The sequence below is a fragment of the Amnibacterium sp. genome (assembly GCF_051956055.1).
In the GTDB taxonomy this organism is placed as follows: Bacteria; Actinomycetota; Actinomycetes; order Actinomycetales; family Microbacteriaceae; genus Amnibacterium.
Map to the genome: position 1 here is coordinate 1 of NZ_JBQCGC010000052.1, position 14504 is coordinate 14504.

A 14504-nucleotide genomic window follows, 5' to 3' on the forward strand; every position below is an offset into this window, starting at 1 on the left:
TGCGGTCGCTGCACGGTCACCGAGTCGTGCCTCCAGTACGCGCTCGAGACGAGCCAGGACTCCGGCGTCTGGGGCGGCCTGTCCGAGGACGAGCGCCGCGCCCTGAAGCGCCGCGCCGCGCGCGCCCGCCGCTCCGCCTGACACCTTCCATCGTTCAGGGGGCCGGTGCACATCGGGCATCGGCCCCCTGAACGGTGAGGGACGACCGCGTTACGCGTTCTCGGTGAAGTTGAACGGCACCGCGATCGTGACCTCGGTCCCCCGGCCGGACATCGTGTGCCAGTCGATGAGGCCGCCGAGCTCGCCCTCGATGAGCGTGCGCACGATCTGCGTCCCGAGCCCCATGCCGACCTTGCCCTCCGGGAGCCCGACCCCGTTGTCGCGGACGGACACCGTGAGACCCTCGTCGGCGCGATGGGCCGTGATGACCACGGTGCCCTCGCGACCGGCCAGCCCGTGCTCGACCGCGTTCGTCACCAGCTCGGTGAGCGCGAGCGCGAGCGGGGTCGCGTAGTCGCTCGGGAGCACCCCGAACGACCCGCGCTTGATCGGGTGCACGCGCGTGTGGTGCGACGACGCGACCTCCGCGATGAGCATCAGGACCCGGTCGAACACCTCGTCGAAGTCGACGCTCTGCGCGAGCCCCTGCGCCAGGGTGTCGTGCACCACCGCGATCGCCGACACGCGCCTGGTCGCCTGGGCGAGCGACTCCCGCGCCTCCTCCGAGTTCGAGCGCCGCGCCTGGATCCGGAGGAGGGAGGCGACCGTCTGCAGGTTGTTCTTCACCCGATGGTGGATCTCGCGGATCGTCGCGTCCTTGGTGATGAGCTCCTGCTCCTGGTGCCGCAGCTCCGTGACCTCGCGGCACAGCACGATAGCGCCGACCCGGTCCTCCTCGTGCCGCACGGGGATCGCCCGCAGGGACAGCGTCGACCCGCGGGCCTCCACCTCCGTCCGCCACGGCGCCTTCCCGGTCACGACGACCGGCAGCGTCTCGTCGACGCCGAAGCGCTGCGGGAGCAGCTCGACCACGGCCTCCGCGAGCGTCTGCCCCTCCAGCTCCCCGGAGAAGCCGATGCGGTTGAACGCGGACAGCGCGTTCGGGCTCGCGAACAGCACGGTGCCGTCGACGTCGAGCCGGATCAACCCGTCCGACGCGCGCGGGTTGCCGCGGCGCGGCGCGGTCGGCGCCGTCAACGTCGGGAAGTCCCCGGTGGCGATCATGCGGAACAGGTCGTTCGCGCAGTCGTTGAACGTAAGCTCCTGGCGGCTCGGCATCCGGGCCTCGGAGAGGTTCGTGTGCCGGGTGAGCACCGCGATCGGGCCGATCGTCTGCTGCGGGCCGGCCGACGGCGAGGTGCGTCGCAGCACCGGGACCGCGCGCACCCTCGTCGGGGTCTCCTCGAACCAGTCAGGAGCCGACGAGTCGAGGATCGCGCCGCGCTCGAACGCGTCCGTCACGAGCCGCTTCCAGTCCGGCTTGATGACCTGCCCGACGAAGTCGCGGTAGAAGAGCGTCGCCGCGGAGGACGGGCGGGCGTGGGCGACGGCGACGAACTCGCCCTCGACGCCCGGCGTCCACAGCACGATGTCCGCGAAGGCGAGATCGGCGAGCAGCTGCAGATCGCCCAGCAGGGCGTGCAGCCAGTTGAGATCGTCCTCGCTCGCCCTGCCGTGGGCGCTGACGAGCTCGCTCATGGTCGGCACCCGGGAAGTCTACGGAGCATTCCGGCGCCTCCCCCGTGCCGTCGATCGACGCTCCGTCCCTCGTCCGACGGGGCGCTCGGTCGATTCAGGGACGGCGCGTCGATCGGACCCGTCAGTCGCGGCGGGCGAGGAGGTGCGCGTTCAGGTCCGCGGTGAACGCGGGGTCCATGGCCCGCGCGACGCCGTCGACCGAGCGGACGGGCGCGGCGTTGCGCACGCTCGACACGAACCACAGCGCGTCCGCCTCGGCCAGCGCGTCCCGGCCGAGCACCTCGTACGACGTCGTCATGCCCCGCGCCCTGGCGAACCGGAACGCCTCCGCCTGCGTCGTGCCCGCCAGGATCCCGAGCCCCGTGGAGGGAGTGAGCAGGCGGTCGCCGACCTTCAGCAGGATGCTCGACGTCGGCCCTTCGAGCAGGATCCCGTCGGTGCTGACGAAGAGGACGTCGTCCGCCCCGCGCCGCCGCGCCTCCCGCATCGCGGCCATGTTCACCGCGTAGGAGAGCGTCTTCGCGCCCTGCAGCAGCCACGGGGACTCGCTCGCGCTGTCGTGCCGCAGCCCGCGGTCGAGCACGACGACGTCGATCCCCTCGGTGCGCGCGACCGTGTGGTCCGGGGAGGAGGAGCCGAGCACCCAGCCGGTCGGCGTGCCGGTCCCCTCCACGCCGCGCGTGTAGACCAGCTTGACGAACGCCTCCGGGTGCTCGGCGAGCCGCCCGGCGACGGCGATGGTCGCCGCGCGCCACGCCGACTCGTCCGGCGCGGGCAGGTCGAGCATCGCCGCGGATCGCGTGAGGCGGGTGAGATGCGCGTCGACCGCCTGCGCCCGCCCGGCCCCGACGCCCATGGTCTCGAAGACCCCATCGCCCCGGGTGACACCGAGGTCGAGCACGGTGAGCACCGGGGCGTCCGGGTCGACGAGACGGAACGGCTCCGGCGCCTCCGATCCTGTGTGGGGCGCGGTCAGGACGGCGAGCACTCTGTCGGGCACGGCTCCATTCTGCTCACGACGCGGTGGGGCGGAGCCCGCGCAACCCCGGCAGCCGCCGCCGCTGCACCCGGATCGGCCGCTCGATCAGGTGATCCGCCGCGAACCGCCGCAGCGCTGCGGTCGCGGCGGATCGCGGCGCCGCCTCCGGCAGCGGCCGCGCCGTGAGCAGCGCGGCGTCGCACGCGATCGGGTCCGAGGGCACCAGCGCGACCTCCCCGATGCCCCCGAAGCGCTGCAGGCTCGCGCGGATCTGGCCGCCGGCACCCATCCCGACCGCGCTCTGGCGCACCTTGCCGATCACGGCACGCACGCGATGCGGGTCGACGAGCTCCACGAGCTCACCGAACGCGCGCACGTACCGGGCGAGCCCCACCGGGTCGCCGGCGCCCACCGCAACGACCGTGTCGGCGGCCCGGACGGCCGCGATCGTCGCGGCGTTGCGGCGCGGCGCGAAGAGGTCGCTGACGATCTCCTCGTCGGCCTCGAGGTTGAACCCGGTGTCGACGATCGTGTGGTCCGCCCAGGACCGGCAGTGGTCGAGCACCGTCGTCACCCGGTCCGCCGACAGCTCCGGCCAGCGCGCGGGGCGCCCGATCCCGGTGAGCACGAGCAGCTCGCCGCGGGCCGCCCGGTACCGCTGCGCGATCCGGTCGAGCTCGGCGTCGGTGAGCGCGCCGGCTGCGGCGAGCCGGCACGCGGCCGCGAGGCCCGGCGCCTCGTCGAGCAGCCCGAGGGAGGGGGCGATCGCGGCCCCGATCGTGTCCGCGTCGACGAGCGCGACACGGAGGCCGGCGGCGGCGAGCTCCGCGGCGAGGGCGATCGCGGTGGTGGTCCGCCCCGGCGCGCCGGCCGGGCCCCAGACCGCGGTCACCCGTCCCGGCCGCGCTGCGGTCGCGGGCCGTTCGACCGGGTCGGGCACGGCGACGCCGTGCGCGATGCGGGCGGCGATGTCCTCCGCGGAGACGTCGGCGTCCAGCGGATCCCGCACCCCGAGCCCGGCCGCGTGGGCGCGGCCCCGCTCCCCGTCGGCGAGCACGACCAGCGCGGTCCCCGTCGCGGCCGCCTCGAGCAGCAGCTTCGCGTCGAGGTGCCACGGCTCGGCGCTCGCGATGAGCACGCCCGGCCGGAGGCGCCCGAGCGCGGCCGCCGCCTCCTCCGCGCCCGGCGGCCTCGCGACCACCAGGATGCCCGCGTCCGCGAGGCGCGGCAGGAGACGGTCCTCCTGATGCGGGGCGAGGCAGAGGACCGCAGGCACCGGCTCGGTCACGGCCGTCCCCCGCCCAGCTCGACCGCGGACAGCCGGGCACCGCCCGCCTGGGCGGCGAGCCCCGCGGCGACGTCGCCGCGCGGGACCTGCAGCTCGACCGTGTCGTCCTGCGCGCCGGCGATCAACCCCGCCGGGGCGGAGACCTTCGACACGACGGCGTCCCCGACCAGCACGACCGGCGCCGCGTACCGGTTCTGCGTCGGGTCGGTGCGCGCGGCGGACCAGAGGTCCACCGTCGACCCGACCCGGACGCCCGCGGCGAGCGGGGAGGCGAGGTCGACGACCACGGTCGCCGAGTCGACCGCGGTGGCCGTGCCGACGGCCGATCTCGGCACCATCTCCCCCGCCGCCACCGTCCTGGTGGCGACGAGGCCGTCCTCCGGCAGCGGCCCGGACAGGTACAGCGCGGCCGCGTCCCCGAGCCGCACCGTCGCGGGGGCGAGCCGGGCCTCCGTCAGCCGGTCGCCGGCGACGATCGCCTGAGCGGCCCGGTAGACCACGACCGTCCGCGTCAGGGCGCCGACGAGCAGCGTGGTGCCGATCGCGGACGCGGCGATCAACACGATGCCGATGAGGATCCGCGGATCGGGCGCTCGGCGGCGCCGCGGAGCGTGCAGGAGGGCGACCATGGGGCGTCATGCTGCCCCGCCGGAGGCATCGGCGTCGGGAGTTATCCACAGCACGCGGCCGGCCCGATCGGGGCCCGCCGCCCGGTGCCATGCTTGCCGACCATGACCGCAGCCGAACGCGCCGACCCGGTGGGGCGATTCCTCACCGTCGCCGAGACGGCGGAGGTGCTGCGCGTCTCCGCGGCCCAGGCCTACGCCCTCGTCCGGTCGGGCGAGCTGCCCGCGATCCGGGTCGGCGCGGCCCGGCACTGGCGTGTGGAGCGCGCGGAGCTCGAGGCGTACATCCAGGCGCGGTACGAGGAGGAGCGCCGGCGCGCGAACTGGCGACAGAGCGAGTTCGCGATCGTCCCGGAGCTCCGCACCGGCCCGCTCCTCTGAACCGTCCGCGCGGCGTGGCGTCCTCCTGAGCCGCGGATCGGCGGGACCGACTCGATTCAGTCGACGCGGACCAGGAGGATCTGCGAGAGCGCGAGCACCTCGACCCTGGCGACGGCGGTGGCGCGGCGGACCCCGTCGACGGGGTGGACGGCGAGGTCCAGGTGGTCGCGTCCGACGCGGTCGACGGTGCCCGCCAGCACGCCGCGTGCCGTCGTCAGCTGCAGCCGCCTGCGGCGTCTGGCGAGATCGCGCAGGACGAACGCGAGCCCGATGCGGTCCGTGACCGCCCCGAGCGCGACCGGCTCGAGGCTGCGCTGCAGCTGCGCGGCCGTGGGGAGCACCGCCGCCACCGCGGCGAGCGGCAGCACCGCCTGCGCGGTCGACCCGGCGAGGTCGCCGGACACCCAGTCGCGGCCCACGGTTCGGGGCACGAGATCGACCAGGCCGCCGTCGACGAGGCGCACGCGGACCGCCTCCGTCCCGTCGGCGAGCGCCGCGACCCGGTCCCGCAGCGACGCCCTGCCGACGCGGAGCCGCTCCTCCTCGAGCTCCGCCTCCCGCTCCTGGCCGTCGAGCCCGTGTTCGAGCTGTCCCTCGAGATCCGCGAACAGCTCGTCCCAGCGCATCGCGGCACGGTACCCGGAAGCCAGGGCACGACGAGGGCACTTATCCACAGATCGCGGCGAACGCTGGACGCGGCTCGGAACCATTTGCTTGGGTATGCCCACCCGCCTCCCCCGGCGGGTCATCCGCGAAGCAACCCATTCGCATCGGAGCCCCCATGAGCGCCGTCCCGCCGCCTCCCGCCCGCCGGCACCTCGCCGCCGTCACCGCCGACGAGTACTTCGAGCGGCAGGCCACTCATCGTTCGCAGCTGCCCGACCCCCTGGTGCTCGTCGAGAACCTCGCGACCGGCGTCGTCGAGGTGCTCGGAGGCGTGCGGGACCTCGAGCAGCTCGGCCGGTGGCTCTCGGAGGGCGTCTACCGCCACCTCCTCCGCCGCTCGGTGATCGCCGCACGCGGTCGCGCGATCCGGGGCCAGATGCCGGGGCGGCCGATGGCGCGCATCGCCGCGACCCGCATCACCTACCCGGCGGGGAACGTCGTGGAGGCGACGGTGATCCTCCACGGCAGCGCCCGCACGCGCGCGGTCGCCATCCGGCTGGAGGGCATGGACAACCGCTGGCGCGCCACGGCGCTCGCGGTGCTCTGAGCCGCGCGAGCTGCGGGGTGGTCTCGAGTCCCTCGGCGGGGAACACCCGCCGTTGGGCCCATCGCTCCGCTCACTGATGCACCCTGGTGGTGTCGGTGGCTCTGGATGGGTTGCTGATGCACCTGCGGTGCTGTCGGGTGATCGCCCCGCTCGCTTGACCGGTTGGAGGTCCAGTGCGAGATCTGCGGAGCCCGATGGTGTCGCGGGGTGCGGAGACCGTCAACAGGGCTGAGCACCATCGAGTGCCGTTCAGTGAGCGAAGCGGCTGCCGTATCCCGTCACCGTGACATGCAGGTGCCTCCTCACTGGGTGAAGCAGCAAGGAGGCTGACATGGAGTCTGCCAGAGGAGCACTGATCGAGACCGGCCCGTTCGGACGGGTCGAGGCATCGCCTCGCACCTCGACCACCGGATGGGACCGGAGCGAAGCCCTCCTACTGGCCGCGTTCGGCGGCTCGGCGCTGCTGACGGTTCTGCGCCGCCGGCGCCGACTGCTGCTGCTGCCCGAACGCGCCGCGCTGCGCCTGTGCGGCCGGCCGCTGGGGCGCGGGTCGCTGCGGCGCCGGGCGCTGCGGGCCGCGGCTCGGGCGCTGCTCCTCGCCCTGCGGCAGCTCCCCGCCGAACTGGGTCGCCTGCTGGGCCGCGGCGAGCTGTGCCTTCGCGGTCGCGGCGCGCTCGAGGAGCCCGCGCTGGTTCCGCACCTCCACGCCGCCGTCGTCGGACGGCGCCGTGAACCGGAGGGTGTCGTTCGACTGGCCGCCCTCGAGCCCGCGCGCGTTGACGCCTCCGGGCTGCACCTCGACCTCGAGGTTGTAGAGGAAGCCGATCGACTCCTCGCGGATGGCGCCCATCATCGTCTGGAACATCGCGTAGCCCTCGCGCTGGTACTCGACCAGCGGATCGCGCTGCGCCATGGCCCGCAGGCCGATGCCGTCCTTGAGGTAGTCCATCTCGTAGAGGTGGTCGCGCCAGCGGCGGTCGATGACGGAGAGCACGACGCGTCGCTCGAGCTCGCGCATCGCCTCCTCGCCGAGCTGCTGCTCCCGCTTCTGGTACGCGATCTGCGCGTCGGAGAGCACCTCGCGCTTCACGAAGTCCCGGTTCACGCGACCGCGGCTCCCCGCCTCCGCGAGCACCTCCTCGATCGTGATCGAGATCGGGTACAGCGTCCGCAGCTCCGCCCATAGCGCGTCGAAGTCCCAGTCGTCGCCCGCGCCGTCGCCCGTGTGCGAGTCGATGACGTCGGAGATGACCGCCTCGAGGAAGCTCTGCACCCGGAGGTGGATGTCGTCGCCCTCGAGGATGTGGTGGCGGTCGCCGTAGATCGCCTCGCGCTGCCGGTTCAGCACGTCGTCGTACTTGAGGACGTTCTTGCGGATCTCCGCGTTGCGCGCCTCCACCTGCGACTGCGCGGAGCGGATCGCGCGCGACACGACCTTCGACTCGATCGCGAGGTCGTCGGGGACCCCGGAGCGGCCCATCAGCGCCTCGGCGGCGCCCGCGTTGAAGAGGCGCATCAGGTCGTCCGTGAGCGACAGGTAGAACCGGGACTCGCCCGGGTCGCCCTGGCGCCCGGAGCGGCCGCGGAGCTGGTTGTCGATGCGGCGCGACTCGTGCCGCTCGGTGCCGAGCACGTAGAGGCCGCCCGCCGCGACGACGCGCTCCGCCTCCTGCTCCACCTCGGCCTTGACGGCCGCGAACACCGCGTCCCACTGCGCCTCGTACTCGTCCGGCGTCTCGGACGGGGAGAGGCCCCGCGCCGTCATCGCGGACACGGCGAGGAACTCGGCGTTGCCGCCGAGCATGATGTCGGTGCCGCGGCCCGCCATGTTCGTCGCCACCGTGACGGCGCCGTAGCGGCCCGCCTGGGCGACGATCGCGGCCTCACGCGCGTGGTTCTTCGCGTTCAGCACCTCGTGCCGCACGCCCTTGCGGGCGAGGAGCTTCGAGAGGTACTCGCTCTTCTCGACGCTGGTCGTGCCGACGAGCACCGGCTGCCCCTTGCGGCTGCGCTCGGCGATGTCCTCGACGACCTGCGCGAACTTCGCCTGCTCGTTCTTGTAGATCAGGTCCGACTGGTCGACACGGCGCATCGGCTTGTTGGTCGGGATCGGGATCACGCCGAGCTTGTACGTCGACATGAACTCGGCCGCCTCGGTCTCGGCGGTGCCGGTCATGCCCGACAGCTTCTTGTAGAGGCGGAAGTAGTTCTGGAGGGTGACGGTCGCGTAGGTCTGGTTCTCCGCCTTGACCTGCACGTTCTCCTTGGCCTCGATGGCCTGGTGGATGCCCTCGTTGTAGCGGCGGCCGACCAGGATGCGGCCGGTGTGCTCGTCGACGATGAGCACCTCGCCGTTCATCACGACGTAGTCCTTGTCGCGCTTGAAGAGCGCCTTCGCCTTGATCGCGTTGTTCAGGAACGAGATGAGCGGCGTGTTCGCGGACTCGTAGAGGTTGTCGATGCCGAGGTAGTCCTCGACCTTCTCGATGCCGGGCTCGAGCACACCGACGGTGCGCTTCTTCTCGTCGACCTCGAAGTCGACGCCCGGCTTCAGCTGCTTCGCGAGCTGCGCGAACTCCGCGAACCACCGGTTCGCCTCGCCGCTCGCGGCGCCCGAGATGATGAGCGGGGTGCGGGCCTCGTCGATGAGGATCGAGTCGACCTCGTCGACGATCGCGAAGTAGTGCCCGCGCTGCACGAGCTCGTTCGGCGACCACGCCATGTTGTCGCGGAGGTAGTCGAAGCCGAACTCGTTGTTCGTGCCGTAGGTGATGTCCGCCTGGTACTGCTCGCGGCGCTGCTCGGGCGTCTGCCCGGAGAGGATCACGCCCGTCGTCATGCCGAGCGCGCGGAACACGCGGCCCATCAGCTCCGACTGGTAGGAGGCGAGGAAGTCGTTGACGGTGACGACGTGCACGCCGCGCGAGGCGATCGCGTTGAGGTAGGCCGGCATGGTCGCGACGAGGGTCTTGCCCTCACCGGTCTTCATCTCGGCGATGTTGCCGAGGTGCAGCGCCGCCCCGCCCATGACCTGGACGTCGAAGGGGCGGAGGCCGATGGTGCGGGCGGCGGCCTCGCGGACCGCGGCGAACGCCTCCGGGAGCAGGTCGTCGAGCGACTCCCCCGACGCGTAGCGCTCGCGCAGCTCCGCGGTCTCGTTCCTGAGGTCGTCGTCGCTGACGTGCCGGAAGTCGTCCTCCAGGTTGTTCACCTGGTCGACGATGCGCTGCAGCTTCCGGAGCAGGCGGCCTTCGCCCATGCGCAAGGCCTTCTCGAGCACATTCGCCATGTGGGCTCTCCCTCCGTACCCCGCCCTCACGGCCGGAACGTCAGCGTGCGAATCTACCCCAGGCCCCTCGCACGGGGGCGCGCGCCGGAAGGTGTTCCTGGATCCGGGGAACTGCGCAGCTCCCCGGATCCAGGAGCACCGTGCTCCGTCAGGCCGTCGCGCCGGCCGAGGCGAGGATCCGCTCGGCGACCTCCTCACGCCCGTCGAGGGCGATCACGCCGTAGTTCCAGCCGACCCGCCGGTACACGACGGACGGCTCACCGGTCGCGGCGTCGATGAAGAGGAAGAAGTCGTGGCCGACGAGCTCCATGCGGTCGACCGCCTCCTCGACGGTCAGCGCCTCCGCGGGGAACCGCTTGCTGCGGATCACCACGGGGCTCCGACGTTCCTCCTCGACGGTCAGCGCCGCCTCCTGGGCGCCGCCCTCCGCGACCGGCCGCAGCAGCGACGCGTCCGCGGGGACGACACCGTGGGTGGCGAACTCCTTCGCGGAGGCGTCCCGGAGGCTCTCCACGCGCCCGCCGTGCCCGCGGTGCACCTTCTTGCGGTCCTTCGCCCGGCGCAGCCGCTCCATCAGCTTGTTCAACGCGACGTCGAACGCCGCGAACTTGTCGATGCCGGAGGCCTCCGCACGGATCACCGGCCCCGGCCCGATGAGGGTCATCTCCACTCGATCGTCGCCTGCCGTGCCGTTCGTCTCATGGTGTCGGCAGAGCCGCACCTCCAGTGCGAGCGCCCGGTCCGCGAGGTGCTCCACCCGTTCCGACTTCTCCTCCACGTAGGAGCGGAAGCGGTCGGTGATCCCCACGTTGCGACCGATGAGCGTGATGTCCATCGGGACCTCCCTCGTGTCGCGGCGCGCCGCCCTCGGTGGACCTCCTGGTCGCCTGGCGGCGGCCCCTGCGGAGGGCCGGGCGGTCTTCTTCGACGCCGTTGCAGCACCGTAGACCGCGCGCATGGACGGCGTCACTACCCCCGGACCCGGTTCATGCGATTCGCACGCTCCGCTCACCGGCGGGGCGTCGACGCCACCGTGGCGGCACCGAGCACGACGCCGCCCGCGGCCTGGACGCAGCGGCGCGCCTCCGCGAGCGTCGCCCCCGTCGTCACCACGTCGTCGACGAGCAGCACGCGTCGCCCGGCGAGCGGCAGCCGTGCCCCCATCGTGTGCTCGAGGTTCGCGAACCGCTCCTGCCGCCCGAGCGCGAGCTGGTCCCGCGGACGGCGCACGAGCCGCAGGGCGTCGGTGCGCGGGAGGCGCGCCGTCCGCAGCAGGAGGCGGACCGGGTCGTAGCCGCGCTCGACGGCGGAGCGGCGCGTCCTCGCCATCGGGACGAGCAGCACGTCGTCGTCCGGGACGGCCGCCACGGCCTCGGCGACGGCCGCGCGCAGCGCCGCGGCGAGCGGTGGGGCGAGGCCCGTGCGCCCGTCGTTCTTGAACGCGACGACGACCGGTTGCACGACGCCCGCGTAGCGCAACGCGCTCACGACGCGCATCCCGCCGATGTCCCGTTCGGCCGGAGTCGGCAGGAGCCGGAGGCGGCAGTCCCGGCACAGCGCGGGCCCCGCGGACCCGCACCCGGCGCAGTCGACCGGGAGCACGAGCTCCTGGAGGAAGCCGGCGATCCGGGCGAGGGTGCGCTCCACGCGGGCATGCTGCCGCGCCGGACGCGCGCCGTCCTGTGGAGGACGCGAATCCGTGCCCTGGGCGGTTCAGCGCTGGACCGCGAGCACCGACACGCTGGGCGCGGTCGAGGACTGCGCCTGCCAGCTCGGGTCCTGCCACACGAACAGGTCCCCGGTCTGCAGCAGCACCCGGAGGTCCGAGGTGCTGGAGGTGCCCACGATCGCGGTCGCGTTCGGGATCGAGCCGAGCGGCGAGCTCAGGCCGCCGAGCTGCTGCAGCTGCACGCGCTCGGTCGAACCGTCAGGCGAGTTCACGAGCACCGCCACGTCCCCCGGGTCGACCCAGGTGGCGTCGACCGCCAGCCCGGTGTTGCCGCCCAGATCGACCGCGTACTGCGCGTCGGTCAGGCCGGTCGGGGTGCCGTCCGGGTTGCGCAGGATCCCCTTGACGAACGCCACGGGGCCGTTCGGCCGCTGCAGGACCACGAGCATCCTGGTGCCGTCCGGTGACACCTCGATGGCCCTGACCGTGCCGCTCGGCAGGCTGGACACGAGCTGGATCGCGTTCCCGCCCGCGTCTGTCGCGGTGAACGCGTTCGGCGAATCGGCCGGCACCGAGTAGGTCCAGCCGCGCTGGTCGAGGGCCGGGGCCACGACGCCCGAGCGGGAGTCGACGGTCCGAGCGCCGCTGGTCGTCACGACCGCCACCTCCCCGGCGCCCGTGAGCACCGCCGCCAGCCCCTGTCGCAGCGAGACCGTGATGGCGGAGGGGTTCTCGGCCTCGATCCTCCTGCCGAGCGTCCCGTCCTCCGTGAACGTGCCCGAGGAGGAGAGCGTGCCGAACCGGCCGTTCGCGACCACGTACGCGGCCGGCTGCGGCGACTGGCTCACGAGGGACTTCACCGGCGACGCGAGCTTGTCGTTCACGACGAGCCGCAGCGCGTTCGGCGTCGGGAGGCGGAGGGACTGGATCAGCTGCTGCTGCATCCGCGTCAGGGTGGCGGCATCCGGGCCCTGTCCGGTGGTGCGCAGCGTCACGGTGGTCATGCCCGTGCTCGCGGCATCCACCCCCTGCACCGTCGCACCGTGGAGGGCGTTCATCGTCACGCCGCCGGCGAGCGGGCCGGCCGGGCCGGCGATCAGCGCCGCGACCACCGCGCTGCTGCTCGGCGCGGTGGTGTCGCTCGGGAACCAGCGCAGGTCGGGCACGAGTCGCGACCAGCTCTCGTCGTAGAACTCGAGCGACTGCGGCTTGTAGTTCCGCGCGAAGACGGTGGGCGTGAGGACGATCCCGTCGGGCGCCTGGTCGATGCGCCACTCGCCGCTGCGCTGCGTCAGGTGGAACACGAGCGGCACCGTGGCGGTCGTCTGCGTGTAGACGCCCTCCGCATCCACCTTCGCCGTGACGGGCATCTCGAGCGTGAGGACGTTGCCGTTGGCGCTGCTGGTCGGCTGGGACGCCTGCACCAGCACGCGGCTGTTCGGCTTCCACTTCGCCGCGAAGCCTGGCGTGAGGTACTGCTTGGCGACCTGGAGGCGACCGCCGGCGCTCGCGGCGGTGAGGAACCCGCTGACGATGTCCCGCTGGCTCGCGCCGGGCGCCGGCGGGTTCGGCGCGTAGACGATGCTCGTGCCGTTCGGCTCCTCCGTCGTCCCGGGCTGCACGGGACCGGCGCTCGGGATCGCCGAGCAGCCCGCGAGCAGCAGCACGGCTGCGAGGCCCACGAGCCAGCGTGCCCGCCTCACGAGCCGACCCGCAGCGGTCGGCGCGGCTTCCTCCGCGCGGGCGGCGGCTGCTCGGGTGCGGCGTCCGCGGGCACGACCGGCACGGGACGGTGCTGGTCGACGCCGTCGCTGCCCCGCGGCAGGGTGAGCACGAAGTTGGTCCCGTCCCCGCGCCGGCTCCACACCTCGAGCGCGCCGCCGTGCAGCGCGGCGTCCTCCAGGCTGATCGCGAGACCGAGGCCCGTGCCGCCGATCCGGCGCTGGCGGGAGGGGTCGGCACGCCAGAACCGGTCGAACACGCGCTCCGCGTCCTGGGGGTCCATCCCGATGCCGTGGTCGCGCACACCCACCGCGACCGCGCTGCCGGAGCTGTCGATGGTGACGTCGATCGGGCGCCCCTCGCCGTGCTCGAGCGCGTTCGCGAGCAGGTTCCGCACGATGCGGGCGATGCGGCGCGCGTCGACGTCGACGGAGGCGTGCCCGCCCGGCGTGTGCAGCCGCACCGAGCTGCCGGTCTCCTCCGCGAGCCCGCCGAGCGAGTCGATCCCCTCCCGCACCAGATCGACGAGGTTGGTGGGCTCACCGCTCAGGTCGGCGGCCCGCGCGTCCATACGGCTGATCTCGAGCAGATCGGCGAGCAGCAGCTCGAAGCGCTGGACCTGGGCCTTCAGCAGCTCCGCGGACCGGGCGGTGGGGGCGTCGTAGCGCTCGCGGGCGTCGTAGATGACGTCGGAGGCGAGCCGGATGGTCGTGAGCGGGGTGCGCAGCTCGTGCGACACGTCGGACACGAACCGCTGCTGCACGCGCGACAGGTTCGCGAGCTGCGTGATCTGGCGCTGGAGGCTCTCCGCCATGCGGTTGAAGGACCGCGCGAGCGTCGCGACCACGTCGTCGCCGTGCTCCGGGATCCGCTGCTCGAGGTGCCCGTCGGCGAGCTGCTCGCTCGTCGCTGCGGCCTGCTTCAGGGGCGCGATCACGAGGCTCGCCACCACGGCGGCGACCGCGCCGATCAGCACGAGGAGGACGAGGCCGCCGACGAGCAGCGCCCGCTGCACCAGGGTCAGCGTGGTCTGCACGTCGTCCAGGTCGTAGATCAGGTACAGCTGGGCGCTGCCGTCACCGAAGTGCAGGGTGTCGCCAACCACGACCCCCGGGTGCATCCCTCCGTCGGCGGTCGGGAACGCCACGGACTGCCAGTGCTGCCCGCTGCCACCCCGGACCGCGGCCTGCAGCTCCGGCGAGACCACCTGCTGGATGCCGTCCGCGCTGTACACCGGCGCGAACGACTGCCCGGGGATCGGGTTCGTCAGCCAGTAGTACCCGGCCGGTCTGGCGACCTGCGCGACGCTCGCGATCGCCTGGGCGCGCACCGCCTCCAGCACGACCTGGTCGTTCGAGGAGGAGCTGTTGATCGTGTTCTGCGCGGCGGTGTTCGCGCGCAGGGACAGCGACTCCAGCTGCTGGACCCGGTCGTGGAAGAGGCCCTGGGCGATCGTGTAGGAGACCACCGTGTCGACCGCGAGCAGGGCGACGGAGGAGAGGAGCAGCGTGATCGCGACCGTGCGCACCCGCAGCGACCGGCGCCAGATCCGGATCGGCGCGATCAGCGCGCGCCGCACCCGGTCCGCAGCGAGGGCGGCCCGCAGCGATGCGGGCGGGCGCGGCTGCTCCGCGCTCAT

The 14504-nt window shown here is 73.2% G+C and carries 13 protein-coding genes; 3 read left to right on the forward strand and 10 right to left on the reverse strand.

The window, feature by feature from the left end; translation table 11 throughout:
- Nucleotides 1-141: WhiB family transcriptional regulator (locus tag ACTHLI_RS07680; RefSeq protein ID WP_440182606.1), on the forward strand; the 141-nt coding region annotated here is incomplete at its 5' end.
- Between the two features lie 69 nt (nt 142-210).
- Here ACTHLI_RS07680 and ACTHLI_RS07685 read toward each other — a convergent pair.
- From ACTHLI_RS07685 to ACTHLI_RS07700, 4 genes are all read right to left on the reverse strand, one after another.
- A complete protein-coding gene (locus ACTHLI_RS07685; RefSeq protein WP_440182571.1) occupies nt 211-1707 on the reverse strand; it encodes a sensor histidine kinase in 1497 nt (498 codons plus the stop codon).
- A gap of 112 nt (nt 1708-1819) precedes the next feature.
- The gene (locus ACTHLI_RS07690; RefSeq protein WP_440182572.1) at nt 1820-2698 is read right to left on the reverse strand and encodes an aminodeoxychorismate lyase; all 879 of its coding nucleotides are present in this window, start codon (nt 2696-2698) and stop codon (nt 1820-1822) included.
- A 13-nt stretch (nt 2699-2711) separates the two neighbouring features.
- The gene (locus ACTHLI_RS07695; RefSeq protein WP_440182573.1) at nt 2712-3965 is read right to left on the reverse strand and encodes a nucleotide-binding protein; all 1254 of its coding nucleotides are present in this window, start codon (nt 3963-3965) and stop codon (nt 2712-2714) included.
- Nucleotides 3962-4594: a hypothetical protein gene (locus ACTHLI_RS07700; RefSeq protein ID WP_440182574.1), complete on the reverse strand. Its 633-nt coding sequence runs from the start codon at nt 4592-4594 to the stop codon at nt 3962-3964. The genes ACTHLI_RS07695 and ACTHLI_RS07700 overlap by 4 nt, the downstream gene beginning before the upstream one ends.
- Before the next feature lie 102 nt (nt 4595-4696).
- Here ACTHLI_RS07700 and ACTHLI_RS07705 point away from each other — a divergent pair, with 102 nt between their 5' ends.
- Entirely contained in the window at nt 4697-4972 is a 276-nt protein-coding gene (locus ACTHLI_RS07705) for a helix-turn-helix domain-containing protein (protein WP_440182575.1), read from the forward strand.
- 56 nt (nt 4973-5028) lie between these two features.
- Here ACTHLI_RS07705 and ACTHLI_RS07710 read toward each other — a convergent pair whose 3' ends face one another.
- A complete protein-coding gene (locus tag ACTHLI_RS07710) occupies nt 5029-5598 on the reverse strand; it encodes a hypothetical protein (protein ID WP_440182576.1) in 570 nt (189 codons plus the stop codon).
- Between the two features lie 155 nt (nt 5599-5753).
- On the opposite strand from ACTHLI_RS07710, the gene ACTHLI_RS07715 reads away from it, so the two are divergent.
- Nucleotides 5754-6185, forward strand: a complete 432-nt coding sequence (locus ACTHLI_RS07715) for an Rv3235 family protein (RefSeq protein WP_440182577.1) — start codon at nt 5754-5756, stop codon at nt 6183-6185.
- 433 nt (nt 6186-6618) lie between these two features.
- Here the strand turns inward: ACTHLI_RS07715 and secA are convergent, their stop codons facing one another.
- From secA to mtrB, 5 genes are all read right to left on the reverse strand, one after another.
- A complete protein-coding gene (secA, locus tag ACTHLI_RS07720; protein ID WP_440182578.1) occupies nt 6619-9474 on the reverse strand; it encodes a preprotein translocase subunit SecA in 2856 nt (951 codons plus the stop codon).
- Between the two features lie 148 nt (nt 9475-9622).
- Nucleotides 9623-10309 (reverse strand): ribosome hibernation-promoting factor, HPF/YfiA family, encoded by a 687-nt coding sequence (gene hpf / locus ACTHLI_RS07725; RefSeq protein ID WP_440182579.1) that lies wholly within the window; start codon nt 10307-10309, stop codon nt 9623-9625.
- Nucleotides 10310-10482: 173 nt separating this feature from the next.
- Complete coding sequence (locus ACTHLI_RS07730; RefSeq protein ID WP_440182580.1) at nt 10483-11121, reverse strand: ComF family protein; 639 nt, start codon at nt 11119-11121, stop codon at nt 10483-10485.
- A 66-nt stretch (nt 11122-11187) separates the two neighbouring features.
- Nucleotides 11188-12846, reverse strand: coding sequence for a hypothetical protein (locus ACTHLI_RS07735; RefSeq protein WP_440182581.1), 1659 nt, complete (start codon nt 12844-12846; stop codon nt 11188-11190).
- Nucleotides 12843-14504 carry an MtrAB system histidine kinase MtrB gene (gene mtrB / locus ACTHLI_RS07740; protein ID WP_440182582.1) on the reverse strand — a complete coding sequence of 554 codons (1662 nt, stop codon included), beginning with the start codon at nt 14502-14504 and terminating at the stop codon, nt 12843-12845. Before mtrB ends, ACTHLI_RS07735 begins: the two co-directional genes overlap by 4 nt.

Bases quoted from the DNA above. Each gene is read 5' to 3' on its own strand.
- ACTHLI_RS07710 (WP_440182576.1), bottom strand. From the start codon at position 5,598: ATGCGCTGGGACGAGCTGTTCGCGGATCTCGAGGGACAGCTCGAACAC.
- mtrB (WP_440182582.1), bottom strand. From the start codon at position 14,504: ATGAGCGCGGAGCAGCCGCGCCCGCCCGCATCGCTGCGGGCCGCCCTC.
- secA (WP_440182578.1), bottom strand. From the start codon at position 9,474: ATGGCGAATGTGCTCGAGAAGGCCTTGCGCATGGGCGAAGGCCGCCTG.
- ACTHLI_RS07715 (WP_440182577.1), top strand. From the start codon at position 5,754: ATGAGCGCCGTCCCGCCGCCTCCCGCCCGCCGGCACCTCGCCGCCGTC.
- hpf (WP_440182579.1), bottom strand. From the start codon at position 10,309: ATGGACATCACGCTCATCGGTCGCAACGTGGGGATCACCGACCGCTTC.
- ACTHLI_RS07700 (WP_440182574.1), bottom strand. From the start codon at position 4,594: ATGGTCGCCCTCCTGCACGCTCCGCGGCGCCGCCGAGCGCCCGATCCG.
- ACTHLI_RS07705 (WP_440182575.1), top strand. From the start codon at position 4,697: ATGACCGCAGCCGAACGCGCCGACCCGGTGGGGCGATTCCTCACCGTC.